At 74.1% G+C, this 941-nt stretch carries 1 protein-coding gene; it reads right to left on the minus strand.

From position 1 onward, the window contains the following. Nucleotides 1–929, minus strand: a 929-nt coding sequence (locus AC13HU_RS37700; protein WP_483046513.1) for an acetylxylan esterase, incomplete at its 3' end; no start/stop codon positions are given. Between the last annotated feature and the right edge of the window lie 12 nt (nucleotides 930–941).

A 941-nucleotide genomic window follows, 5' to 3' on the forward strand; every position in this document is an offset into this window, starting at 1 on the left:
ACTTGGTGCTGCCCACCGCCTTCATGGCGGTTGTAGGGCCAGACACGGATGTCCTTCTGCCCCGCGTAGTGGTTGTGGGCGGCGAAGACCGTCGAGGGCGGGCAGATCTCGTCCATCAGGCCGACCGCGAAGAGCGCGGGTGCGGTGGCGCGGGCGGCGAAGTTGACGCCGTCGAAGTAGGACAGGGTGTCGAACACCTGCTCGACCTGGTCGCGATGGGTGCGCAGATAGGTCCAGATCTCGCGGTAGGCGTTGCCCTCCACGACGGACAGTGCCCGCCGGTAGTGGCAGAGCGACGGCTGGTCGATGACGGCGGCCCGTACCCCGTCGGCCAGTGCGGCGGCGGCCAGCGCGATGCCGCCGCCCTGGCTGCCGCCGGCCACCACGACCCGTTCCCGGTCGACCGCCGGGTGGGCGCGCGCGGCGTCCACGGCGCGGACCGCGTCGGTGAACACCCGGCGGTAGTAGTAGTCCTCCGGGCGCTGGATGCCGCGGGTGACCATGCCGGGCGAGGAGGACCCGGCGCTGCCGAGCGGGTCGCCGGTGGCGCCGGGCTGGAGCGAGCCGCCCTGCCCGCGGGTGTCCATCAGCAGGTGGACGTAGCCGGCGGCGGGCCAGGTCAGCCACTCGTACGGGAAGCCGCGCCCGCCGCCGTAGCCGAGGTATCCGACGACGCAGGGCCGGGGCGTCCGGGCGGCGGCGGGCACCAGCAGCCAGCCGGCCACCGGGTCGCCGCCGTATCCGGGGAACCGCACGTCGTAGACGCGCACCTCGCTGAGCCGGGCGTCGTACGGCGTGAACTCGGCCGGGCGGTCGTGGGTGCGGGCCTCGGCGATCGTGGCGGCCCAGAACGCGTCGAAGTCCGGCGGCTCCTGGCGGTCCGGCAGGTAGCGGCGCAGTTCGTCGAGCGGCAGGTCGGTCTCGGGCACGGGCTGTCCTCC

It is taken from the genome of Streptomyces sp. NH27 (assembly GCF_056859195.1).